The 22,422-nt window shown below is 59.4% G+C and carries 19 protein-coding genes and 1 tRNA gene; 6 read left to right on the top strand and 14 right to left on the bottom strand.

What is annotated here, in order from left to right; translation table 11 throughout:
- From B3R00_RS15560 to fdnG, 8 genes are all read right to left on the bottom strand, one after another.
- Window positions 1-1,215, bottom strand: a 1,215-nt coding sequence (locus B3R00_RS15560; RefSeq protein WP_286999776.1) for a DUF6538 domain-containing protein, incomplete at its 3' end; no start/stop codon positions are given.
- A 63-nt stretch (window positions 1,216-1,278) separates the two neighbouring features.
- Window positions 1,279-1,374: transfer RNA gene (locus tag B3R00_RS15555), tRNA-Sec, on the bottom strand.
- A gap of 59 nt (window positions 1,375-1,433) precedes the next feature.
- On the bottom strand, window positions 1,434-3,365 hold the full coding sequence (gene selB / locus B3R00_RS15550; protein WP_286999775.1) for a selenocysteine-specific translation elongation factor: 1,932 nt from the start codon (window positions 3,363-3,365) through the stop codon (window positions 1,434-1,436).
- Window positions 3,366-3,440: 75 nt separating this feature from the next.
- On the bottom strand, window positions 3,441-4,856 hold the full coding sequence (gene selA / locus B3R00_RS15545) for an L-seryl-tRNA(Sec) selenium transferase (RefSeq protein ID WP_376747643.1): 1,416 nt from the start codon (window positions 4,854-4,856) through the stop codon (window positions 3,441-3,443).
- A gap of 69 nt (window positions 4,857-4,925) precedes the next feature.
- On the bottom strand, window positions 4,926-5,900 hold the full coding sequence (fdhE, locus tag B3R00_RS15540) for a formate dehydrogenase accessory protein FdhE (RefSeq protein ID WP_286999774.1): 975 nt from the start codon (window positions 5,898-5,900) through the stop codon (window positions 4,926-4,928).
- A gap of 104 nt (window positions 5,901-6,004) precedes the next feature.
- A complete protein-coding gene (locus tag B3R00_RS15535; protein WP_219162101.1) occupies window positions 6,005-6,631 on the bottom strand; it encodes a formate dehydrogenase subunit gamma in 627 nt (208 codons plus the stop codon).
- The gene (gene fdxH, locus B3R00_RS15530) at window positions 6,628-7,557 is read right to left on the bottom strand and encodes a formate dehydrogenase subunit beta (protein ID WP_286999773.1); all 930 of its coding nucleotides are present in this window, start codon (window positions 7,555-7,557) and stop codon (window positions 6,628-6,630) included. The genes B3R00_RS15535 and fdxH overlap by 4 nt, the downstream gene beginning before the upstream one ends.
- 13 nt (window positions 7,558-7,570) lie before the next feature.
- Window positions 7,571-10,630 (bottom strand): formate dehydrogenase-N subunit alpha, encoded by a 3,060-nt coding sequence (gene fdnG / locus B3R00_RS15525; protein ID WP_286999772.1) that lies wholly within the window; start codon window positions 10,628-10,630, stop codon window positions 7,571-7,573.
- 367 nt (window positions 10,631-10,997) lie between these two features.
- Here fdnG and mnmH point away from each other — a divergent pair, with 367 nt between their 5' ends.
- The 6 genes from mnmH (at window position 10,998) to B3R00_RS15495 (ending at window position 18,107) form a co-directional block, all read left to right on the top strand.
- Window positions 10,998-12,041, top strand: coding sequence for a tRNA 2-selenouridine(34) synthase MnmH (gene mnmH / locus B3R00_RS15520; RefSeq protein ID WP_286999771.1), 1,044 nt, complete (start codon window positions 10,998-11,000; stop codon window positions 12,039-12,041).
- Window positions 12,042-12,085: 44 nt separating this feature from the next.
- Window positions 12,086-12,970 carry a pirin family protein gene (locus tag B3R00_RS15515; protein WP_286999770.1) on the top strand — a complete coding sequence of 295 codons (885 nt, stop codon included), beginning with the start codon at window positions 12,086-12,088 and terminating at the stop codon, window positions 12,968-12,970.
- A gap of 14 nt (window positions 12,971-12,984) precedes the next feature.
- The gene (locus B3R00_RS15510; RefSeq protein WP_286999769.1) at window positions 12,985-13,491 is read left to right on the top strand and encodes a retropepsin-like aspartic protease family protein; all 507 of its coding nucleotides are present in this window, start codon (window positions 12,985-12,987) and stop codon (window positions 13,489-13,491) included.
- Window positions 13,492-13,784: 293 nt separating this feature from the next.
- A complete protein-coding gene (locus B3R00_RS15505) occupies window positions 13,785-15,350 on the top strand; it encodes an HDOD domain-containing protein (protein WP_286999768.1) in 1,566 nt (521 codons plus the stop codon).
- A complete protein-coding gene (locus B3R00_RS15500; RefSeq protein ID WP_286999767.1) occupies window positions 15,322-15,930 on the top strand; it encodes an ATP-binding protein in 609 nt (202 codons plus the stop codon). Before B3R00_RS15505 ends, B3R00_RS15500 begins: the two co-directional genes overlap by 29 nt.
- Entirely contained in the window at window positions 15,927-18,107 is a 2,181-nt protein-coding gene (locus tag B3R00_RS15495) for an EAL domain-containing protein (protein ID WP_286999766.1), read from the top strand. Before B3R00_RS15500 ends, B3R00_RS15495 begins: the two co-directional genes overlap by 4 nt.
- A gap of 228 nt (window positions 18,108-18,335) precedes the next feature.
- On the opposite strand, the gene B3R00_RS15490 is transcribed toward B3R00_RS15495, so the two are convergent.
- From B3R00_RS15490 to B3R00_RS15465, 6 genes are all read right to left on the bottom strand, one after another.
- Window positions 18,336-18,539, bottom strand: a complete 204-nt coding sequence (locus tag B3R00_RS15490) for a GNAT family N-acetyltransferase (protein ID WP_286999765.1) — start codon at window positions 18,537-18,539, stop codon at window positions 18,336-18,338.
- 195 nt (window positions 18,540-18,734) lie between these two features.
- Window positions 18,735-19,631, bottom strand: coding sequence for a 3-hydroxyisobutyrate dehydrogenase (mmsB, locus tag B3R00_RS15485; RefSeq protein ID WP_286999764.1), 897 nt, complete (start codon window positions 19,629-19,631; stop codon window positions 18,735-18,737).
- Window positions 19,632-19,737: 106 nt separating this feature from the next.
- The gene (locus B3R00_RS15480; RefSeq protein WP_286999763.1) at window positions 19,738-20,160 is read right to left on the bottom strand and encodes a DUF488 domain-containing protein; all 423 of its coding nucleotides are present in this window, start codon (window positions 20,158-20,160) and stop codon (window positions 19,738-19,740) included.
- A gap of 18 nt (window positions 20,161-20,178) precedes the next feature.
- Window positions 20,179-20,682 carry a TfoX/Sxy family protein gene (locus B3R00_RS15475; RefSeq protein WP_286999762.1) on the bottom strand — a complete coding sequence of 168 codons (504 nt, stop codon included), beginning with the start codon at window positions 20,680-20,682 and terminating at the stop codon, window positions 20,179-20,181.
- Between the two features lie 65 nt (window positions 20,683-20,747).
- Window positions 20,748-21,914, bottom strand: a complete 1,167-nt coding sequence (locus B3R00_RS15470) for an acyl-CoA dehydrogenase family protein (RefSeq protein ID WP_286999761.1) — start codon at window positions 21,912-21,914, stop codon at window positions 20,748-20,750.
- 55 nt (window positions 21,915-21,969) lie between these two features.
- Window positions 21,970-22,377, bottom strand: a complete 408-nt coding sequence (locus tag B3R00_RS15465; protein WP_286999760.1) for a lysozyme inhibitor LprI family protein — start codon at window positions 22,375-22,377, stop codon at window positions 21,970-21,972.
- Window positions 22,378-22,422: the final 45 nt, after the last annotated feature.

The raw sequence follows: 22,422 nt of genomic DNA, 5'->3' as shown, positions 1-22,422 counted from the left end.
TTCTGCGTGGAAATCAACAGCGGGTATCTCATACGCTTGGAATAGGGGTTGGCTGAATAGCTTGTGTAGTTCGTCATCCTTCCATGGTTTCCGTGTGACAGTCTTTGGGATCTCTATAGCAAGGCCTTGCCAAGGGTTCTTGGGAATGATCTCTAGCTCCACACATGCAAACCTCAGCAGCGTATTCACATACATCAACCGATCCTTGGCTGTCTTTAGGCTAATGCCCCTCTCGGGGGCCTGTAGCCACGCCTTAAAGGTGTTGCCTTGGGCTCTTGTGATCTGCTGGATATGCAGGGGCGAGCCCAAACATTCTTCCGCGCCAGTAAGGGCTCGTAGGCAGGCCTGAGCCGTGTCCTTGGTCTTTTGGGATGCCTTAAGCCACTGCGCATAGATGTCATGGAGTGCTTGTCCATTCACTGTGGATTGTTCATCAACAGCAGTTGTAGCTTCAGGGGAGACCCTATGGATATGACTTCCGGTGCGTCCAGTAATAGCCTTTACAGGTGGAGTTGTTATGACTTCTCCAACATCCCTGAGAGTAGTGTCCTGAAGTGCTTGTATGTAGGCGTTGCTGTAACTCCTGAGAGCCTCCTCCAAGCCTTCAGTTGCAGCCGAAACAGTGAAGCCGATAGCTTCAGCATCCCATTGGAGGAGTGGTAGGAAGTACAGCAGGTTTCCTCGAGCTAGGTTCTTACGAGCTTCTTCAAGCCTATAAGTGTTTATGTCAGATACGACATCAGCCTCCCACTCTGAGATTCCTCCAAGGGGTACTAAGTCGGGTAGCTCTTCAGGCTTAGGCCAAGAGGGATGTGGGCGTGGTGGAATAAACCCTTGGCGAAGGAGTGCTTGCCTTCGTTCTTCAGCTTTATGTATTCCAACCCGAAGAGCCTTAAAGGCGCCATCGTGACCATCGCGCATGGCTTGATCTCTTTGAAGGATGCCCCTTCGTGCCTCAGCTGAAATCAACTGGACCAACTCAGGAGTTAGCCGCTCCAACGTCTGGGGATTGAGTGCCTTGCGCTTGGCTTCAAATTCCTCCAGCCATTCAGCTTTTAACCGAAGCCCTTTGCGGACTGCTTCAGCTTTATCACTGGTGCCTAGAGCCCTCACTACGCGGGTCTTACCGCCATATGAGGCCTGTAGGTCTTTAGGAATCAGGACTAGTAAAGAGTATCTGGAGCCCCTCAGGTGGAGCCCTTCTACGGTTGCCATATCGTCTTCCCCTGCACTAGGAGATTTAGTAGGACGATGTATCACTAGTCTGTGTAACTTGAGTGGCGGAAGACAGCTGGAGTCGAACCAACCCGAGAGTGGCTAACACCCTCCACCGGGTTTGAAGCCCGGCCGCACCACCGGGCACGATTGCCTTCCTGAGAAGAGGTGCAAATTGTAGCTGTTCGCGCATGCTCCGTCTGCGTGCGCGGGCAATTTCATCCTTTTTGCACTTGGCTGTGCCACTGCGCATCGGGGCGCAGCACGTGGGCATCGCGCACGCGGCGCGTGTAGCCCAGGCGGTCAAAGCACTCAATGATCTGGATAGCGCGCTTGCGGCCCAAGCCGGTGGCATCGCGAAACTCTCGTGCCACTACTTCGCCGTTGGGTGTGGCACAGGCCAGCTCTTTGATGATGCGGGCCAGCTCATCCATGTTGGCGGCGGTGTAGAACAAGTCTTTGACGACCTGAAAGACGTCGCCCTGGCGTGCCAGCTTGCGCAGCAGCTGGCGCACCACCTCTTCGCCCGTGCCGGTGTCTGCTGCCAGATCGCGCACCCAGGGCGGATCAAAGCGACCGTCCTGCAGGCGCGGCAGCAGTTGCTCGGCCAGGGTCTGCTCGGGCGCCGACAGTTGCACGCTGTGGCCGGGTAGGTGCAGCCATGCACCACTGCTGGTGAGTTGCTGTGCTGCCAGCATCTCGTCGAGCAGTGCGCGCCACAGTTTGTCGTGCTGGGGGTGGATCAGTCCGGGCCACGCCATGCGGCGCAGGCGGGCGGCGTTGATGCCCGGCTCGTCCGGGTACTTTTCGTGAAAACGCGCCAGGGTATCCAGCACTTGCTGCTGCAGGCGCTGCCAGCGCTCGGCGTCAATCAGTACCGCGTCCCCGTCGGGCTGTGGGATGCGCTGGGTGCCCGGCAGCGCGAGGTTGTCCAAGGCGCGCCCAGACAGGCGTTGCAGTTGCGACAGGCTGATGCCGTGGTTGGCGTGGTGGACCAAAGCCGCTGGGCTGCCGGTAGTGATGAGGGATTCCAGCGCTTGCAAATAAGCCATGCGCTCAGCGCTGCGGCGTTTGCGGGCTGGGGCATAGGGGTCAAGCACCATGCCCCCTGCAATGGTGCGGCTGGCTTGGGCGTTGCGCAGAATCAGTCGGTCACCGGGGATGGTGAACACCGGGTGGTCCAGTACCAGTTGCGCGGCCACTTCGGTGCCGGGTTCAATGGCACTGTCTTGCAGCAGTGCGACGTGGGCGGTGCAGCGCTGGGTGCCGATGTGGACGTGCACAGGCGTCCATTGCTGCATGGATGGCGCTTCGGCCAGCAGGTGCAGGCGAATATCGATACGGTCGCTGGCTTGTAGCACCCGGGCGTCGGCAATCCAGTCGCCGCGGATGATGTCTTCCTTGGCAATGCCTGCCAGGTTCAGCGCGCAGCGCTGGCCTGCCACGCCGATGTCGGCAGCCTGGTTTTGTGCGTGAATGCTCCGCACGCGCACCGCTTGGCCGCTGCCAGAGTGCACCAAGTTGTCTCCCACGCTGACCTTGCCGTTGAACACTGTGCCGGTGACCACCGTACCTTGGCCGGGCAAGGTGAAGACACGGTCTACCGCCAGGCGGAACAGACCGTCTTGCGCGCGCGCGGGCATCATTTGCGCTTGCACCTGCAGGTACTCGCGCAAGGCTTGCACACCGGCGTCGCCGGGCTGGCTGGCGGCAGTTTCAAAAATAGGGCTGTCATGCAGCGAGGACACCGACAAGATGGCGGCAATCTCCAGCTTGACCTCTTGCACCCGCTCGGGCAATACACGGTCAACCTTGGTCAGGGCTACCGTGCCTTTTTTGACGCCCAGTAGTTGCAGGATTTCCAAATGTTCCAGCGTTTGCGGCATGACGCCGTCATCGGCAGCCACCACCAGCAAGGCGTGATCAATGCCCACAGCGCCTGCGGCCATGGTGTGGACAAAACGCTCGTGACCGGGCACATCAATGATGCCCATGACATCGCCATTGGGCAGGGGCGCGTAGGCGTAGCCCAGCTCAATCGAGATGCCGCGTGCCTTCTCTTCTTTCAGGCGGTCAGTTTCCACGCCCGTGAGGGCGCGTACCAAGGTGGTTTTGCCGTGGTCAATGTGTCCGGCGGTACCGATGATCATGCAAACATTTCCTGGTCAGTCTTGAAAAATACGGGTCAAATTAGCCTCTAGCGCTTACGCAGCAAGCGCTGATAGCTATGAATTTGATGTTTTAAGCGCGGGCAGCTGCTGCTCAAACTGCGGCTGCATGGCGGCTTCCAGGCAGCGCAGATCCAGCCACAGCGCGTCGTCGTGCAAGCGGCCGATCACGGCGCGGGGCAGGGCGCGCAGGCGTGCTTCCAGTTGGGTGAGCTGGCGGCCGGCTTGCTTGCCGCTGGCTGGGTGAATTTTGAGGCCGTAGCTGGGCAGGCTTTCCACGGGCAGGGCGCCGCTGCCAATCTGGCTGTGCATGGCGGCAGTCTCCACCACCCACGTGTTGCCCAGCACCGCTTGCAGTTGGGGGGCCAAATGTTCGGCTTGGGCCTGCATATCGGCTGTGGGGCGGGTAAACAGGCGCAACGTGGTCAGGCGCTGGGCCAGTTTTTCGGGGTGCAGGTACAGGCGCAGCGTGGGCTCCAGCGCTGCCAGCGTGAGCTTGCCCACGCGCAGGGCACGCTTCATGGGGTTTTTTTTGATTTTGGCGATCAGCTCTTTGCGCCCGACGATGATGCCTGCCTGCGGGCCCCCCAGCAGCTTGTCGCCGCTGAAGGTGACGATGTCCGCCCCCGCATCCACGGTTTCGCGTACGGTGACCTCATGGGGCAGACCCCAGTCGCGCAGATCGACCAAGGTGCCGCTGCCCAGATCCACCATCATGGGCAGGCCACGGGCATGGGCCATGGCGGTGACTTCGGCGTCGGACACGGCCTTGGTAAAGCCCACCACTTCGTAGTTGCTGGTGTGCACCTTCATGAGCAGGGCCGTGTGCTCGGTCACCGCCTCGGCATAGTCTTTGGCGTGGGTGCGGTTGGTGGTGCCTACTTCTACCAGCTGGCAGCCTGCACGTTTCATGATGTCGGGAATGCGGAAAGCGCCGCCAATTTCCACCAGCTCTCCGCGCGAGACCACCACCTCTTTGCCCGTTGCCAGGGTAGACAGCGCCAGCAGCACCGCCGCTGCATTGTTGTTGACGATGGTGGCAGCCTCTGCTCCCGTCAGTTCGCAAATCAGTTGCTCGACCAGATCATCGCGGTCGCCACGGCCACCAGTGGCCAGGTCGTATTCGAGGTTGGCGGGGTTGGTGAGGGCTTCGACCACCGCATCCACGGCCTCCTGCGGCAGCAGGGCACGGCCCAGGTTGGTGTGCAGCACCGTTCCTGTGAGGTTGAACACGGTTTTCAGGCGTAGGGCAAAACGCGCTGTCAGGCGCTCGTGCACGGCTTGGGTCAAAGCGGTTTCTTCAACCTGTGCAGCTTGCAAGCTGCCTTCGCGCAGTTGGGGGCGCAGGCCGTCTAAAACTTGCCGCACTGCATCGGTCACACTGGTGCGACCAAATTCAGTCTGCAAGCCTTGCAAGACGGGGTGTTGAAGCAGTTTGTCCACGGAGGGTAGACGCGGTGCGGCAGTATTCAAGGTAGCAACTCTTTTTCAAAAACCAATAAAGAAAGGCCGCCGCAGCGGCCTTTCGGCAAGTGGCAGCGTTTATTGTGCCGCAGGGTCTACCAAGCCTTGATTTTGGCTTTCCGCTTGCTCTTCCGCCACAGCAACAAACAGCAGGGGGTTGGCGCTGGAGCGCTTGAACTTGGTGTTCTCACTCATCAACAAATCCAGCATCAGGCTTGCCAGATCGTCGGCCAGAGGCTCGGCCATCGGGTCTTTTTCCTGGTTGACGATCTTGCGGTAGGTGCCGCATTCATCGCAGGTTTCCGCCGTGATGGCATCGTTGCCACCGTCGATGGTTTCGTACTGGATGCCCTTGGTGGATTCGCAGTGTGAGCATTTCACGCGCACCATGTGCCATTCGGTGCAGCAGGTACCGCAGTGCAGGTAGCGGTGGCCATTGGCCTTGCCGCCAATGCGCAGCACGCTTGCCACAGGCTCGCTGGCGCAGACGGGGCAGATGGATGCAGGGTCTGTGTAAGGAACGTCCGCCGCATTCAGCGCTGCCGCACGCTTGGCGTAGGTCACTTGCAAGGCCGCCATGATGAATGGCGCCATGCCGATGTGGCGGGCCGCTACCTCTTTTTGCAGCAGGCGGGTGGCGATTTCGTCGCGCTCTTCCTTGGCCAGCTCACGCAAAGAGGTAATCAGGGGCTGCAGCGGCTCTGGCAAGCCTGCGTTGCCAGCCAGGGTGTCCAGCATGGCATCGAGCACCTGGTGCCAAGCGGGGTCAATGTGCTCGGCTGCTGGCAGCAGGGGCATGGAGAACTGCTGCGCGCGCTCCATGGTGCTGGTGTCCAGTGGCTGCAGCGTTACCGATGCTTGCGCTGCATGCTGAGCATCCACGATTTTGGCGGCAAATTGCAGGTAGTCCGCAATCGGGTTGCCCTCAGAGAGTTGGCGCAGGCGCGCCGCACGCTCGGTAAACAAACTGCCCACTTGAGGCAGCAGAATGCGCGGGAAAGAGGTCTTGTCCAGCGCTTCGATTTCGCCGGGTTGAAGAATGCGTTGTTGCATAAAAGGAATCCCTAAATTGAAACCGCCGGTACGCCCAGCTTGGGGCGTCCGGCGGTAATCAACAAGCGTCTAAGTGACTTCTATTTTTCGATCAGTCGTCTGGCTCAGTCGTTGTCGCCAGTTACCTTGCGATACCAGCCGCGGTGATGTTGCTTGGCCCAAGCACGGGTCACTGTGCCATACATCATTGCGCGCACGGTGCCGCGGGTCCAAATAGCCGCATAGACGTGCATGATGATCAGACCAATCATCCACACGGCTGCGATAGCGTGCAGGGTAGAAGCTACGCGGACCATGTCCACGGGCAGATTCCACCAAGCGCGCCACATCACAAAGCCCGAGATGGTGATCAAGGCCATGCCGATGACCAAGCCCCAGAACAACAGCTTTTGACCGCCGTTGTACTTGCCTTGTTCAGGCATGTCGTGGTCGTCGCCATCAATCATCTTGTTCACGTTCTTGAGCCACTCGATATCGCGCGGCTCAATCACGTTCAAGCGCCAGAAGCGGAACGCCATGATGATGAAGAACACCGCCATCACAACACCAATGTAGGGGTGCAGGATGCGGGTCCAGGGGCCGCCACCGAACAGCTGAGTCAGCGGAAAGAAGGCGGGGTGGAAGAACGCCAAGCCAGACAAAGCCAGCAAGATGAAGCAAATGCCTACCACCCAGTGGTTGGCGCGTTCCGATGCGTTATAGCGCACGAGGTCGCGTGGATTGCGTTTCATTGGCCGTTCTCCTTCTTCTCGGCTTCGGCGTCCTTGCGGTCCATTTCATCTTCCAAGTCCTTGGACACTTCGTTCGGGCCCTTGGTGATGTAGTGGAACAAGCTGCCAACAGCGGCTGCGCCCAAAGCTGCCATAGCCAAAGGCTTGGCAACACCCTTCCACAGAGAAACCATAGGACTGATCTTGGGATCGTCGGGCAGGCCCTTGTAGAGAGAAGGCTTGTCAGCGTGGTGCAGCACATACATGACGTGTGTGCCACCCACAGCGGCAGGGTCGTACAAACCAGCATTGGCGTAGCCACGCTTTTGCAGATCGCCAATGCGGCGCTCTGCTTGCTCGTGCATCGCCTTCTTGGTGCCAAACATGATGGCGCCGGTGGGGCAAGTCTTTACGCAAGCAGGTTCACGGCCCACAGCCACGCGATCCGAACACAAGGTGCACTTGTACGCCTTGTTGTCCTTCTTGGAAATACGTGGAATGTTGAATGGGCAGCCGGTCACGCAGTAACCGCAGCCCACACACTGGTCTTGCTGGAAGTCCACGATGCCGTTGGCGTACTGCACGATCGCACCGGGCGATGGGCAGGCCTTCAGGCAACCTGGGTCTTCACAGTGCATACAGCCGTCCTTGCGGATCAGCCATTCCAAGTTGCCTGTGGCTTCGTTTTCGTATTCCGCGAAGCGCATGACAGTCCAAGAATCGGCCGTGAGGTCGGTTGGATTGTCATACACGCCGGCAGCCAATGTGCCGACTTCGTCACGCAGATCGTTCCACTCCATGCATGCTGTTTGGCAAGCCTTGCAGCCAATGCATTTAGAGACGTCGATCAATTTGGCCACTTCTCCGCTGTGCGCGCCGCGTGCGCTCGGCGAAGGCGTGGTTGTTGCAGAACGACGCTTGATATCGAGAGACATGGTTGAAGACATCAGCTATTCCTCCTTATGCCTTCTCGACCTTGACCAAGAAGGTCTTGGACTCAGGGGTGTTGCTGTTGCCATCGCCAATCGATGCCGTCAGGTTGTTGGCCATATAGCCCTTGCGACCTGTCGTCGAGAAGCCCCAGTGGATGGGGATACCCACGTGGTGGATGGTCTTGCCGTCGATCTGCATGGGCTTGATGCGCTTAGTCACCACAGCCGCTGCCTTCACGAAGCCGCGCTTGGACGAGACCTTGACCTTTTGGCCGGTCTCAATGCCCAGCTCCTTGGCCAGCGCTTCACCAATTTCCACAAACTGTTCAGGCTGAATGATGTTGTTCAGCTGAACGTGCTTGGTCCAGTAGTGGAAGTGCTCGGTCAGGCGATAAGTAGTACCCACGTGTGGGTAGTCCTTCGGATCGCCAGCGGTACCCTTGGTCGACTCCAAGATACGTGCGGCGGGGTTGATCACCGCCAGCTTGTTCTCGGGGTACATCGGGTTGTAGCCCAATGGGTTGTCGAACGCTTCGTAGTGCGTAGGGAACGGACCTTCGTTCATGCCCTTGCGAGCAAAGAAGCGAGCCACGCCTTCGGGGTTCATGATGAAGGGGTTGATGACTTCTGGGTCCAGACCCACCGCCACGTCTGGCACGTCAGCGCCAGCCCACTTCTTGCCATCCCACTTGATCAGCACACGGTTGGGGTTAAACGGATTGCCCTGACGGTCGCACGATGCACGGTTGTACAGGATGCGGCGGTTGGCAGGCCATGCCCAAGCCCAGTTCAGGGTATTGCCAATGCCGGTGGGGTCGCTGTTGTCGCGACGAGCCATCTGATTGCCCGACGAAGTCCAGCTACCAGCCCAGATCCAGCAACCACCCAAGGTAGTGCCGTCATCACGCATCTCACCAAAACCGCCCAGTTGCTCGCCAGCCTTGCGGATGACGTTGCCATTGGCGTCCTTGATATCTGCCAATGCACGACCGTTGTACTCCTTGGCAATTTCCTCGGAGGTTGGGTGTGCTGCCTGTGCATAAGGCCAGTAGAGGTTGACGATAGGGTCGGGGAACTTGCCGCCGTCCTTTTCGTACATCTTCTTCATGCGCAGGTGCAGACCAGACATGATCGCAATGTCGGTCTTGGCTTCGCCCGGAGCGTCCGAAGCCTTCCAGTGCCATTGCAGCACGCGTGAGGAGCTCACGACTGCGCCGTCTTCTTCAGCGAAGCAGGTAGTGGGCAGGCGGAATACTTCGGTTTGAATCGAAGCGCTGTCTACGTCGTTGAATTCGCCGTGGTTCTTCCAGAACTCGGAAGTTTCTGTAACCAGCGGATCCATCACGACCAAGAACTTCAGCTTGCTCAAGCCATTGCGAACGTTGTTCGAGTTGGCCAGCGACGCCAATGGGTTAAAGCCTTGGGCAATGTAACCATTGACCTTGCCTTGCACCATCATGTCGGTGATCTGCAGCATGTCGTACTGCTTGTCCAACTTGGGCAGATAGTCATAAGCCCAGTTGTTTTCGGCAGTCGCAGCAGGACCCCACCATGCTTTCATCAGGCTCACGTGGAACTTGGGCGTATTAGCCCAATAGTTCATCTGGCCTGGGCGCAGCATCTTGGGTGTACGCGCACCAATGTACTTCTCGTACTCTTGCTCGCTTTCGTTGGGCAGCGACAGGTAACCTGGTAACGAAGCAGACAAGATGCCCAAGTCAGTCAGACCTTGGATGTTGGAGTGACCGCGCAATGCGTTCATCCCGCCGCCCGCCACGCCGATGTTGCCGCACAGCAGCTGAATCATGGCACCTGTACGCAGCATCTGTGCGCCGGTGGTGTGCTGAGTCCAGCCCAGGGCATACATGATGGTCGCAACACGGCCAGCAACTGCGGTCGATGCGAATTGCTCTGCAACGTGCAGGAACTTTGCCTTGGGTGTACCGCAGATGCTTTCCACCTTTTCGGGGGTGTAGCTTGCGTAGTGGCGCTTGAGCCACTGGTACACGCAGCGGGGATGCTGCAGCGTGGGGTCAACCTTCACAAAGCCATCTTCACCCAACTCGTAATCCCACGACGATTTGTCGTAAGTGCGAGTTTCGGGGTTGTAGCCCGAGAAGATACCTTCGTCGAACGCAAAATCTTCACGCACGATGAACGAGAAGTCTGTGTAGTTCTTCACGTACTCATGGTGGATCTTGTCGTTGGTCAACAAGTAATTGATGATGCCGCCCAGGAATACGATGTCCGAGCCCGAACGGATAGGGGCGTAGAAATCGGCAACCGATGCGGAACGGTTGAAACGGGGATCGACCACCATGAAGTGCGCACCGTTGTGCTCCTTCGCTTCGGTGACCCACTTGAAGCCACAGGGGTGAGCTTCTGCTGCGTTACCACCCATCACGAGAATCACATCAGCATTCTTGATGTCTTCCCAGTGATTGGTCATGGCTCCACGGCCAAACGTCGGGGCAAGACCTGCCACCGTCGGGCCGTGTCAGACACGTGCTTGGTTATCGAGCGCCAGCAGACCCCAGGAACGGGCTACCTTGTGTGTGACGTAACCGGCTTCGTTGCTGGAAGCCGAAGCAGCCAGCATACCGGTGGTGAGCCAACGGTTAACCGTTTGGCCCTTTTCATTCTTCTCAACGAAGTTGGCGTCGCGGTCTTCTTTCAGAAGTTTGGCGATACGGTCCAAGGCTTCGTCCCAAGACATGCGCTTCCACTCGGTGGAGCCAGGAGCGCGGTACTCGGGGTATTTGAGGCGGTTGGGGCTGTGCACGAAGTCGAGCAGCGAAGCACCCTTGGGGCACAGTGTGCCGCGGTTAACAGGGTGATCTGGGTCGCCTTCAACGTGCATGACGGACAGCTTGGCGTTCTTGGCGCCGTCGCTGTACGAATACATCAAAAGACCGCAACCGACCGAGCAGTACGTGCATGTCTGCCGTGTGACGGTGGTAGCGGCCAGCTTGAACTGGCGTACTTCAGCAAGAGCGGCGGTGGGCGAGAAGCCCATCACTGCCAAGCTGGATGCCGCCAGACTCGAACCAGTCACTTGCATGAACTGGCGTCTGGATAGTTGCACCATGGGGTTACCTTTTTAAAACTTGACGCTTGTAGGTAGGATTCTAGTTATGTGTCTCATACAAGACCTACATTCCAGTCTTTAACCGATGAAGGCTGACGGGGAATGTATGCATATGGTTGCATAGATTATGAATGTCTATACCGCTGCAAACCCTCGCAGTCGGATGTAAGACAACACCTGCACTACCACTGCTGCTGTGTGCTCTGCAGGAGCAGGCGAGAACGGTGACAATTCATACCTTGTCATCAAGGTTCTCTGCTGCGGCGGAGGCGTGTCGAGGCTCGACCATCCTTGCCTGGTATCCACACACTACGCTGTGGAAAAGACTGTCGAGCCTGAGCGCCCGCATAAGCACTGTTGAATTTTCATGTCCCACCGCCAACCCGTTCGCGTTACTGATATTGCGCAGTACGACTGCATCATTGACGCCCGCACCCCCGCAGAGTTTGAACTAGACCGCATTCCGGGTGCCATCAATTGCCCTGTGCTTAGTAACGAAGAGCGCGTCACGATTGGCACTATCTATAAGCAAGTCAGTCCGTTTGAAGCCAAACGTCTCGGGGCCGCCATGGTGGCAGCCAATTTGGCCAAGCATTTGCACACCAGTTTTGCGGACAAACCTGCGAACTGGAAACCTTTGGTCTATTGCTGGCGTGGCGGTTTGCGCAGCGGCTCCATGGTGACGTGGCTGCGCTTGGTGGGCTGGGACGCGCAGCAATTGGCAGGCGGTTACAAGGCATTTCGCCACCATGTGCTGGAAGTGACAGAGGCCATCGTGCCGCAATTGCAGCTGCGCGTGCTGTGCGGTGCTACGGGCAGTGCCAAAACCCGGGTCCTGCACGCGTTGAAGGAGCAAGGCGCACAAGTGCTGGACTTGGAAGGGCTGGCGCGCCACAAGGGTTCATTGCTCGGGGGGCTGCCGGGTATTGCCCAGCCCAGCCAGAAGCACTTCGATACCTTGCTGGCGCAAGAGCTGAAAGCGCTGGATGTAAGCCAACCCGTGTTTATCGAAGGAGAAAGCCCCAAGATTGGCCGTATCGCACTGCCCTTGCAACTGGTGCAGCACATGCGCAAATCTGCCGTGGTGGAAATTGATGCCACACCACAGGCGCGGTTGGAATATTTGCTGCGCGACTATGCCTACCTGGGGGATGATGTAGAGAGCCTGTGCGAGCGGCTGGGTTTTCTGAAAGAGATTCAGGGCAACGAAACGATTGCCCGCTGGCAAGCGTGGGCCCGCGAGGGCGATTTGCCCGCCTTGTTTGAAGAGCTCATGCGCTTGCACTACGACCCGCAGTACGAGCGTTCGCAGTCCAAGCATTTCACACAATGGCCCCAGCGCCAGAGCCTGCCAGCCAATGACCTTTCGGCCGCAGCAGTGCGGGCACTGGCCTGCCAGATGCTGCGGTAGATTCGCAGTCAGCGACCTACGATCCCCCCCCCAAGGAGAACTGCATGTCTGAGCCCACTTTTCCTGCAGTGCAACGCATTACCGCCCGCAAAGGCAGCTTGGGGGAGGGGGTGGAGATTGCCCGCCTTTTGCCCACGAAAGCGCGGCGCATGATTGGCGCATGGTGTTTTCTGGACCATTTGGGGCCGCTGCAGTTCCCGCAAGGCGGGGGCATGCACGTAGGTGCACATCCGCACACCCGCCTGCAGACCTTCACGTGGATGATGGAAGGCGAAGTCATGCACCGAGACAGCTTAGGTTCTGCGCAAATTGTGCGTCCGCAGCAGGTCAATTTGATGACGGCAGGCTACGGCATCTCGCACACCGAAGATTCTGTGACACCCGGTGGCCGCATCCACGCTGCACAGTTGTGGATTGCCTTGCCTGATGCGGTGGCCGATCAACCGCCCGCATTTGCGCACTACGCGCAGGTGCCGCAGTGGCAAGCGCAGGGGTGTGTATGGTCGCTGATGGCCGGTAGCTATGGCGCACATATCGCTCCGACTGAGCTGCATTCGCCATTGATTGGCTTGGACGTGCGCGCCGATGCGGGCGCAGCGCTAGCGCTGGAACTGCAGGCAGACTTTGAATATGGGCTGGTGGCTTTGACTGGCGGCTTTACGCTGGACGGCCAAGCTTTCGTTCACGATGAGCTGGCTTATTTGGCGCCTGGCCGCTTGCAAATTGCGCTGCAACTACAAGCTGGCACGTGCTTGCTGTTGGTGGGTGGTACGCCTTTTGCCGAGCAAGTGACCATGTGGTGGAACTTCTTGGGCAAGGACTTGGACGCCATCCGTGGCTACCGCGGCCAGTGGGAAGCGAACGATGCCCGATTTGGCACGGTGGAGGGGGGTGAGCACCGGCGCCTGGCCGCCCCACAAGTGCCATGATGGAAAAGGCAGCTATGCGCCGTATGCACACTGGGCGCTCGTTGTGGCGCTTAAATTTGGGTATGGCGCTGTTTTGGCTGATGGCGCTGGGCGTGATGTATGTGGCCATGGAGCGTTACCTGCAGCCTTCCGAGGCGGTCGTGCTCTCCAATGGCGGTTTGCAACTGCAGCGCCAGCGCGATGGCCATTTTTACGCGGATGGCAGCATCAACGGCCAACCCGTGCGCTTCATGGTGGATACAGGTGCTTCATCGATTGCCGTGACCGATGCCTTGGCACAGCGTGCCGGGCTGGAGGGTGGGCAAATGGTGCAGTTTCAGACCGCGAATGGCCCGCGCATCGGGCGGCTGGTGCGCGCGCAAAACATTCAGGTGGGGTCGCTGCAGGTGCGCAATCTGACGGTAGGTACCGGCTATACCGGCCGCACTGCGCAAGATGCACTGCTAGGCCAGAATTTCTTGCGACAGTTTCAAGTCTCCATACAGGGCGATGTGCTTGAGTTGCGGCCGCTGCAAAAGTAATCGCTGAAAACAATAGCTGCTAGCGCTTATGCAGTAAGCGGTAGAGGTTGTTTTGGCTGTGTATAGCCTGGTTGCAAAAAACGGTGGGCTGGCTCATGCCTAAAACTTACTGCTAGTGCCCATCGATATAGGTAACAGCGTCTATGTAGGATAAAAGCGCTTTCGAATGCAATATCTCTGTATGTTGTTGTTTGTGATGATCAAGTAGGCGCTGTTGTGCCGATTTATTGTTTGTGTATCAATAAAAACTTATAAAGTATTTGACACAACCACAAATCAAAGCAATTACAACCATGCATCGACTACCAGATGTCGTTCGGGAGTTCGTAGCAACCGGGAGGATCCCGTCGCCACCTGAAGTCTTGGTGCATCTGATGCGGGCCATGGAGGATGAGGCATCTTCCATTGCTGATTTGGCGCAGATTGTCAGCCAGGACCCTGGCTTGACGAGCCGCATCCTTTCGGTCGCCAATTCGCCTGCGCTGCGGCGAACGAAAGAACTCACAACGATTGAGGACTGCCTCACTTCCATCGGTATTCGACTGGTGCGCGCTTTAGTCACGTGCCTGTCCATACAAAGACTGTTTGACAAAGACAACCGGCTTTCATCGGCCGAAGTGGCGGATTTCTGGTGCCATTCACTGCTGGTAGGGGAGCTTGCACGGGGCATTGCCGAGCAGGCCGGCTTGAAAAACCCGGACGACGCTTATCTATCCGGTCTGCTGCACGACATCGGTGAATTGATCTTGCTGCAGGCCCTCGGCGACCCCTATCGCCAATTTCTGGCTAATGTATCGGCACACCCTTTGCTGACTGCCGATGAGGAACAGCTTTTTGGTACGACACACGGTGAGGTCGGGGCGTGGCTGATCGCTCATTGGGGGCTGGATTCGGTGCTGGCCGATGGCATTGCGTTTCACCATGCCCGTGCCACTGAGATAGCCGCAGCGACAGCGTTGCCGCAAGCCGTGTGGCTCGCGCAGGCACTCACTCCGCTGGAGGAGGACGCGAACGAATACGGGGCACTGATCGAGCGCACCGCGCTTGCCATCGACCCCGTGGCCTTGGTCGTGACGCGAGTACGTGCGGTAGAGCGCACCCGGCAGCTTGCGGAGGCCATGGGGATTGCGGTGGCTGCGGAATTTCCCCAGCGTGCCATCCAGCAGGTGCCCGCGACCAGTAGTGCCCCCTTCATGGCGCTCAGCCCTGCCGATAGCGAGTTGTCAGTGATGGTGGGCGGCATGGCCTTGCTGCAACCGCTGCAGCAGGATTTGCTGCAACTTGGCAACGTCAATGAGGTGCTGCTGGCGCTGCGAGAGTCTGCGCGCATTCTGTTTGAGCTGCCAAGCATGGCCATCTTGCTGGTTGATGCTTCAGGTGCCGTCTTGACGGGCGACGGGGTGGACGACCAACCCTCGCTTTTTCGCCAACTCTCAATCCCTTTGGCTCCCGCAGGATGTCTGGCGGCGGCCGCTGTCGCTGATCGCCAAGTCAGAGCATCGTTTGCCAGCACCCAGCCGTTGGCTTTGCTGGACCGGCAATTGGTGCGTGCTCTCTCCGGATGGCCTGTTGTGTATACCGATGGTGGCCCGCCAGCGGACGGTGGGCGTCATCCTCTGCGGTCTGTCTTCCCCGCAATACGCAGGCCTGCAGGGGCGCATTCCGTGGTTGAGCCATTTTGGAAAAATTGCTGCCTTGAGTCTGGATGTTGTGCTGATGGCCGAGCAACAGCGACAGCAGGCCGAGGAGGAGCGGAGCCAGCAATTTACCCGCCAGGCGCGCCAGGTCGTTCACGAAGCAGGCAATCCGCTCGGCATCATCAAGAGCTATTTGAAGATTCTGGAGCGCAAGCTGCCTGAAGACGGCATTCGCCAGGAACTGGGAATCCTGACTGAAGAAATTGACCGTGTTGCCGCTATCGTCGGGAAAATGGCCGATGGCCAAGCCCAGCACGCGTCAAGCCAGAGCATTGATCTGGCGGGCGTGCTGAGCGATTTTCTGGCCCTCTATGCGGATCCCCTATTCAAACAAAAAGGCATCCGGGTTGAAAAGCAATTTCCCACGGTTGAAATCCTTGCCTCTGTGGGGCGCGACAGTTTCAAGCAGATTGTGCTCAATCTCTGGAAGAACGCATCAGAGGCATTGGAGGCGGGCGAGCTGGTCAAAATTGCCCTGATTGACGGTGTGGTGCACGGGGGCACCCATTACGCGCAGCTTCGGATTGATGACACGGGTCCTGGCATCAGCGAAAAGAAAATCCGCACCCTGTACGAGCCTGCAGCCGTTTCCACGACACAAACGCGTGGATTGGGGCTGTCACTGGTGGGGCGCCTTGCAAAGCAGGAAGGGATTTTGATCACCTGCCGCAGCCAGCCGGGAACGGGGACCTGCATAGAACTACTGGTTCCAAAATTCATACCGGAGAGCGCACACACATGAATGCCATCAGCATCCTGGGCGTTCCCGACAGCCCTCAAAATCTGGAGGCAGGCTGCCATCTCTTGATTGTTGACGACGAAGCACGCTTTCGAACCGCCTACAAAACCTTGCTGGCCCATGAGCAGCGGGTCATTGAGGAGGCCGAGAATGGGAAAGAAGCCTTGTCCAAGCTCAAAGAGGGAAAAATCGATCTGGTGATCCTGGATTTGAAGCTGCCGGACATTTCGGGGCTGGAGATCATGGAGTGGTTGACCGCCAACAAGATCAACACCACTGTGATTGTCTTCAGCGCTGACAAATCCATCAATTCCGCAATCCATGCCTTGCGCTACCGGGCTTTTGAGTTTTTGCGCAAGGATTGTGATCCGGACGATATGTTGCTGGCGGTCGAGCGTGCTTTGAATCACCGGCAGCGGGACAAAGAGCACGCCATCATCTCGGCGCAGCTCAAGCACTCGGAACGTTTGCACCGATTTCTGGTGGAGCAGTCCCCCGACATCATCTTTACGCTCAACCGAGAAGGTGTTTTTACCTTCATGAACAGCCGCGTATACAGCCTGCTGGGGTACGAGGCCGATGAGTTGATCGGCAAGCACTATTCGCTGATCGTCGACCCGCGCGACTACCTACATGTGCAATATGCGTTCAAGGAACGGCGTGTTGGCCTGCGCGCCACCAGCAACAAGGAAGTGCGCTTTCGCGTCAACCCGGTATCGCCCAAGGCCAGCAGCGGCAGCGAGATTACGGTCATCCTCAGTACCCAGGGCGTGTATGAGTCCCAGGATAGCGGGCAGACAGGACGCTTTCTGGGCACAGCTGGCGTGGCCCGCGACATTTCAGAGCGCAAGCGCGCAGAAGAAACAATTGCCTTTCAGGCCTTGCACGATTTGTTGACCAGGCTGCCCAATCGCAACCTGTTCATGGATCGCCTGGAAATGGCGATTGTCGAGGCGAGCCGCCGCAAAGAAAAACTGGCCGTGATGTTTTTCGATCTGGACCGTTTCAAGCTGGTCAACGACACGTATGGCCATGCCGTTGGCGACCAGCTCTTGCGGGAGTTTGCGGCACGTGTGCGCAAATGCCTGCGCAATGGCGACACCCTGGCGCGCCAGGGGGGGGATGAATTCACCGTCTTGCTGCCGTCTCTGGCGCATCGCGATGAGATTGCCGTGATCACGGAAAAAATCCAGGAGGAATTGCGCAAGCCCGTCAGGGTCTCGGATACGGAGTTTCTGGCGACGACGAGCATTGGCGTTGCGGTCTATCCGGAAGATGCGACCAACGCCGCAGAACTGATCCGCTGCGCCGACATGGCCATGTACCAGGTGAAAGGGCAGGGCAAAAATGGCTGCGCAGCTTTTCTGCCGCACATGCAGACCACTTACCTGAACCGCTTGTCTATTGAGAATGACCTGCGTGAAGCCGTCAAACAGGGCGACCAATTCGAGCTGTACTTTCAGCCGCAGATCGAGGCTTTGACTGGCCAAGCGACGGGTTTGGAGGTGCTGATTCGTTGGCACCACCCCAAGGAAGGAATGATCAGCCCCGATGTGTTCATCCCGATCGCTGAGGAAACAGGGTTGATTGTGGCGATCAGTGACTGGGTGCTGTGGAAGGCCTGCTCCCATTTTGCGGCCTTGAGTGCCATGGGTTTTGACAATCTGCGCCTGGGCATCAACCTCTCGCCCCGTGAATTCGACCGCAGTGATTTCATGGAACGTATCCAGCTGCCGCTGGAGGAGTTTGGCGTACCACCCCAGTTGCTGGATATTGAAATCACCGAGAGCCTGCTCATGAAGGATGTCGAAAGTATTGTGGCGCGCATTCAGCGTTTGCGCGATACAGGGATTCACATCTCCATCGATGATTTCGGCACGCGTTATTCATCGCTGAATTACTTGCGCCGGTTTTCGGTCAATCGCATCAAGATTGATCAATCCTTTGTGCGTGACCTGGGCCTGTCGCAAGACTCCTACGCCATCATCCAGGCGATTGTGGGCATCGCCAAGAATTTCAAGCTGAACGTGATTGCCGAAGGCGTGGAAACGGCGCAGCAACTGGAAATACTGCACCAATTGGGGTGTAGCGAGATGCAGGGCTACTTCTTCAGCCGCCCCTTGCCTTTTGAAAAGACGCTGGAGTTTTTGAAGACCACACCGCAGTACGCTCTCGGTTGATCATGGTGCGGCTCGTGGTGGGGGAAATCCTTGGACAACCCGGGGCGCTGGCGTGTATCCCTCTTTTCGTCACACAGCGACAGCCGGACTTGATGCACGGAGGCAGGTGCAGACTGGCCTTCCGTGTTTGGCTGGGCAGCGTATATGGCCACGATATGTGCTATGCATGGATCTCAGGGTGTGGTGCAGCACTTCGCGCTAACGGGTGACCTTTGCCTGAGCACTCCATCACACCTTAGCTAAAGTGACCGATGCTGCTGGTTGCAGCACGGTGATGTGAGCGATGCCATCCTTGTCATAGACATCCCCCGCCGCCTGAAAACCGAGTGATTCATAGAATTTTTCCACCCCAGCTTGCGCATCAATCCGTATGCCTGGGCCTGGAATGTGCTTTTCTTTGAATGCGATGGCTTCGGCGACCAGCGAGCCCAATCGACGGCTCCGTGTATTTGAGCCCGGGCTCTACGACCCGTGGGGCATGGCAGAGAGGTCCCTAACAGGGGGTGCCTCATGGTTCGTCTGCACGACGGTGTCTGCGCTGCAGCGCCATCGCCACCCCAAAAAACAAACCGCCAGACACATGCCTGGCGGGCTTGGGAGGTGAATTAACCGTGGCGGCTCAGGCCATTAGGGCTTTTGCAGCATCTTGATGACGCTGGAGAAGTCCTGGCCACCGTGGCCTGCAATGCTGTGGGCCGCATAGATGGCGCGGGCCATGCCGCCCAGCGGGGTGCTGGCCTTGGTGGCGATGGCGTTGTCCTGGGCCAGGCCCAGGTCCTTGAGCATCAGGTCCGTGCCAAAGCCGCCGGCATAGCCCTTGCTGGCCGGGGCGTTCTCGTGCACGCCGGGGAAGGGGTTGTACTTTTCCAGCGCCCAGTTGCCGCCGGAGCTGCGGCGCATGATCTCGCTCAGCACCTTGGGGTCCAGGCCGTTGGCCACGCCCAGGGCGATGGCTTCGCTGGTGCCCACCATCAGGATGCCCAGCAGCATGTTGTTGCAGATCTTGGCGGTCTGGCCGGCCCCCACGGCGCCGGCGTGGAAGATGTTGGCGCCCATTTTCTCCAGGTAGGACTGGGCGCGTTCCAGCTGCGCCGTGGTGCCGCCGACCATGAAGGTCAGCGTGCCCGCAATCGCGCCGCCCGTGCCGCCCGACACCGGGGCGTCGATGAAGTCGATGCCGGAGGCATCGGCCGCCTTGGCCACCTTCTGGCTGGTGGCGGCGGCGATGGTGGAGCTGTCGATCACCAGCGTGCCCGGGGCAATGCTGGCCAGCAGGCCGGGGGCGCCGTCCTTGCCCAGGAACAGGGCCTCCACGTGCTGGCTGGCGGGCAGCATGGTGACCACCACCTTGGCGCCCTGCACGGCGTCCTGCGCGCTGAAGGCGGCGGTGGCGCCTTCGGCGACCACCTTCGCGACGGCCTCCTTGGACAGGTCGAAGGCGCGCACGGCGTGGCCGGATTTTTGCAGATTGATGGCCATGGGGCCGCCCATATTGCCGAGGCCGATGAAAGCGATGGTGGTCATACCGTTGTCTCCTGGTGGTGTTGAACTGGGGTTGTAATCTTCAAAAAAACTAGCTGTCTGCGCTGGTGTGATAAGGGCTGGAGGCTTAAAAGTCTTGCAATGTGAGCTAGCCGATGCTGAAGTCGGCCCCGCGCTCGGTCAGCAGGCTGCGCAAAATGCTGCGGTGGCAGCGGGCTTCATCCTCGCAATAGCAGCCCAGGGCGAAACGGCCGTGGTGCGAGAGTGCCGTCAGCAGGTCCAGGGTGCGGCTGGTGGGCGCGGCCGCCAGCTGCTTGCGAAATCGCTGCTGGAACTGCTTCCACAGCTTGTCGGCCTCGGCCGTCTGGCCCTGGGCCTGCAGCTGGTGCGATTGCAGCGCCAGTTGCATGGTGTCGGCTTCGGGCGACAACTCGGGGTACCAGACGTCGTAATAGTCGCGACGGGCAAATTCGGCCTTGGGCACACCGCGCGGCGGGCGGCGCACGGTGCCGATGCGCAGGCCTTCATCCGCGCTGCGCGGGCTGCCAAGTTGAACGATGCGGATGGGCATGGCGGATCTCCGGGCCGGTCAGGCGTCGTCATCGAACACAGAGTGCTTGCGCACCGGTGGGCGCGGCGTGGCCTTCGTGTTGGTGGGTGTTTTGGCCGTTTTGCACAGGCTGGAAGCGCGTGGTGCGCTCTCTTTGGGCGAGCGCGCCGGCGCCCCGTCACCGCGTGCGGCCTTCTTGCGCGTGGCTTTGGCCAGCGGGTTGAAGGCCAGGGCCGCGGCGATCCAGTGCTGCCACTGCGCGCGCGTGGCGTAGGCGGCAGGGCTGATGTAGAAGTAGCCGTCCATCAGCCCCTTGCTGGACAGGGTGCGCACGCCCGGCGTTTCCGCGACGGCGGCGTGCGTGTCCGGCGGCAGGCGCACCAGCAGCTCATCGCCTTCCACACCCAGGCACAGCTTGCCGTTGACCATGAAGACATGGCAGCCGAACATGCGCTTTTCCTCGACCTCGCCGGCATCCAGCAGCGCTTCGCGCACGGCATCGATGAGCTGCAGGGTGTCGTCGGAAAGCGGGCGGGCAGGCATGGCGGTTTGTGTGTAAAAAAGGGCGTTGAGGCTTGTGCAGCGAGCGCTGTCAGCTATGAAAAATGTCAGCGGATGGCGTCGGGCGCGTCGGCCTCCAGCATGCGCCGGGCAATGATGACACGCATGATCTCGTTCGTGCCCTCCAGGATCTGGTGCACGCGCGCATCGCGCATCAGGCGCTCCAGCGGGTACTCGCGGATGTAGCCATAGCCGCCGTGCAGCTGCAGGGCCTCGTTGCAGACCATGAAGCCGGCGTCCGTGGCAAAGCGCTTGGCCATGGCGCAGTAGGTGCTCGCGTCGGGGGCACCGGCATCCAGCTTGCTGGCGGCCAGTCGCACCATCTGCCGTGCGGCGACCAGCTCGGTCGCCATGTCGGCCAGCTTGAACTGCAGCGCCTGGAAGCTGGCAATCGCCTTGCCGAACTGCTTGCGCTCCTGCATGTACTGCTGCGCCTGGGTGAGTGCGCCCTGGGCGGCGCCGATGGAGCAGGTGGCGATGTTGATGCGCCCGCCGTCCAGCCCCTTCATGGCGATCTTGAAGCCCTCGCCTTCCTGGCCCAGCAGGTGGTCGGCCGGGATGCGCACATTGTCAAAGCTGATGACGCGCGTGGGCTGGCTGTTCCAGCCCATCTTCTCTTCCTTCTTGCCGTAGCTGATGCCCGTGGCATCGGCCGGCACGGCAAAGGCGCTGATGCCCTTGGCGCCCGAGTCGGGGGCGCCGGTGCGGGCCATCAGCACCAGCACGTCGGTGCTGCCGGCGCCGCTGATGAAGGCCTTGGCGCCGTTGATCACGTAGTGGTCACCGTCCTTGTCGGCCCGGGTCTTGAGCGAGGCGGCGTCCGAGCCGGCGCCGGGTTCGGTCAGGCAGTAGCTGGCCAGCTTCTGTCCACTGGTGAGCGCCTCGCCCCAGGTGGTGCGCACGGCTTCGGTGGCCCAGGTGCCTAGCATCCAGGTGGCCATGTTGTGGATGGTGATGAAGGCGGTGGTGCTGGGGTCGACGGCGGCCAGCTCCTCGAACACCAGCGTCGCATCCAGGCGCGGCAGGGCCAAGCCGCCGGCGTTTTCGGGTGCGTACAGGCCGCAAAAGCCCAGTTCACCGGCCTGGGCGATGGCCTCGCGCGGGAAGATGGCTTCGCGGTCCCATTCGGCAGCATGGGGGGCCAGCTCAGTCTGCGCAAACTGGCGCGCCGTGGCGGCAAAAGCGCGTTGGTCTGCGCTGAGTTCAAAGTCCATGGTGGTGTCTCCTTGTTCTTATTGGTCGGCTGGCCCGTGCGGCGGTTCAGGTGGATCAGGAACCCGGTGCCCGGCCTTCGTGCAGCCAATGCATCAGGGCTTGGCGGCGTTGTTTGGTCAGTTGCGTCAGGCAGTCGTGCAAGCGCTGGGGCCAGTCGGGACTGCCTTCAGCGTCTGCGTGCTGGGCTTTGCAGTGAAGGCTGCGCTGGCGGCTCCACGCGGACTGGTCTTTGCGCAACGCGGGGCGTTCATGGGCCGACAGGGCGCGCATCACATCGCCATACAGGATGTTCTGTGCGGTGTCGGCCTGTTGAAAGCGCTGCACGGCGCAGGCATTGGTGCTGGCGGTGTCTGCAGACTGCGGATCACAGGTGGCACCCGCTTGCGCCAGTGCGGAGCCTGCCAGCAGCCAACTGGCGGCCAATGTGGCGTACTGAATCTGGGGAAGAAGGCGAGGTGTCATGCCCAGCATCTTCCCAGAATTCAATGCCAAATTGGCTGCTAGCGC

Origin of the sequence: Comamonas sp. UBA7840, assembly GCF_002501455.1 — a bacterium.
In the GTDB taxonomy this organism is placed as follows: Bacteria; Pseudomonadota; Gammaproteobacteria; order Burkholderiales; family Burkholderiaceae_C; genus Comamonas; species Comamonas jiangduensis.
This window is presented reverse-complemented; position numbering and strand designations above follow the sequence as displayed.

What these genes read in the sequence shown, in the direction of transcription:
- selB (WP_286999775.1), bottom strand. Translation starts at nt 3,365, where the DNA reads ATGATCATCGGTACCGCCGGACACATTGACCACGGCAAAACCACCTTG.
- fdhE (WP_286999774.1), bottom strand. Translation starts at nt 5,900, where the DNA reads ATGCAACAACGCATTCTTCAACCCGGCGAAATCGAAGCGCTGGACAAG.
- B3R00_RS15535 (WP_219162101.1), bottom strand. Translation starts at nt 6,631, where the DNA reads ATGAAACGCAATCCACGCGACCTCGTGCGCTATAACGCATCGGAACGC.
- fdxH (WP_286999773.1), bottom strand. Translation starts at nt 7,557, where the DNA reads ATGTCTTCAACCATGTCTCTCGATATCAAGCGTCGTTCTGCAACAACC.
- mnmH (WP_286999771.1), top strand. Translation starts at nt 10,998, where the DNA reads ATGTCCCACCGCCAACCCGTTCGCGTTACTGATATTGCGCAGTACGAC.
- B3R00_RS15515 (WP_286999770.1), top strand. Translation starts at nt 12,086, where the DNA reads ATGTCTGAGCCCACTTTTCCTGCAGTGCAACGCATTACCGCCCGCAAA.
- B3R00_RS15510 (WP_286999769.1), top strand. Translation starts at nt 12,985, where the DNA reads ATGCGCCGTATGCACACTGGGCGCTCGTTGTGGCGCTTAAATTTGGGT.
- B3R00_RS15505 (WP_286999768.1), top strand. Translation starts at nt 13,785, where the DNA reads ATGCATCGACTACCAGATGTCGTTCGGGAGTTCGTAGCAACCGGGAGG.
- B3R00_RS15495 (WP_286999766.1), top strand. Translation starts at nt 15,927, where the DNA reads ATGAATGCCATCAGCATCCTGGGCGTTCCCGACAGCCCTCAAAATCTG.
- mmsB (WP_286999764.1), bottom strand. Translation starts at nt 19,631, where the DNA reads ATGACCACCATCGCTTTCATCGGCCTCGGCAATATGGGCGGCCCCATG.
- B3R00_RS15480 (WP_286999763.1), bottom strand. Translation starts at nt 20,160, where the DNA reads ATGCCCATCCGCATCGTTCAACTTGGCAGCCCGCGCAGCGCGGATGAA.
- B3R00_RS15475 (WP_286999762.1), bottom strand. Translation starts at nt 20,682, where the DNA reads ATGCCTGCCCGCCCGCTTTCCGACGACACCCTGCAGCTCATCGATGCC.
- B3R00_RS15470 (WP_286999761.1), bottom strand. Translation starts at nt 21,914, where the DNA reads ATGGACTTTGAACTCAGCGCAGACCAACGCGCTTTTGCCGCCACGGCG.
- B3R00_RS15465 (WP_286999760.1), bottom strand. Translation starts at nt 22,377, where the DNA reads ATGACACCTCGCCTTCTTCCCCAGATTCAGTACGCCACATTGGCCGCC.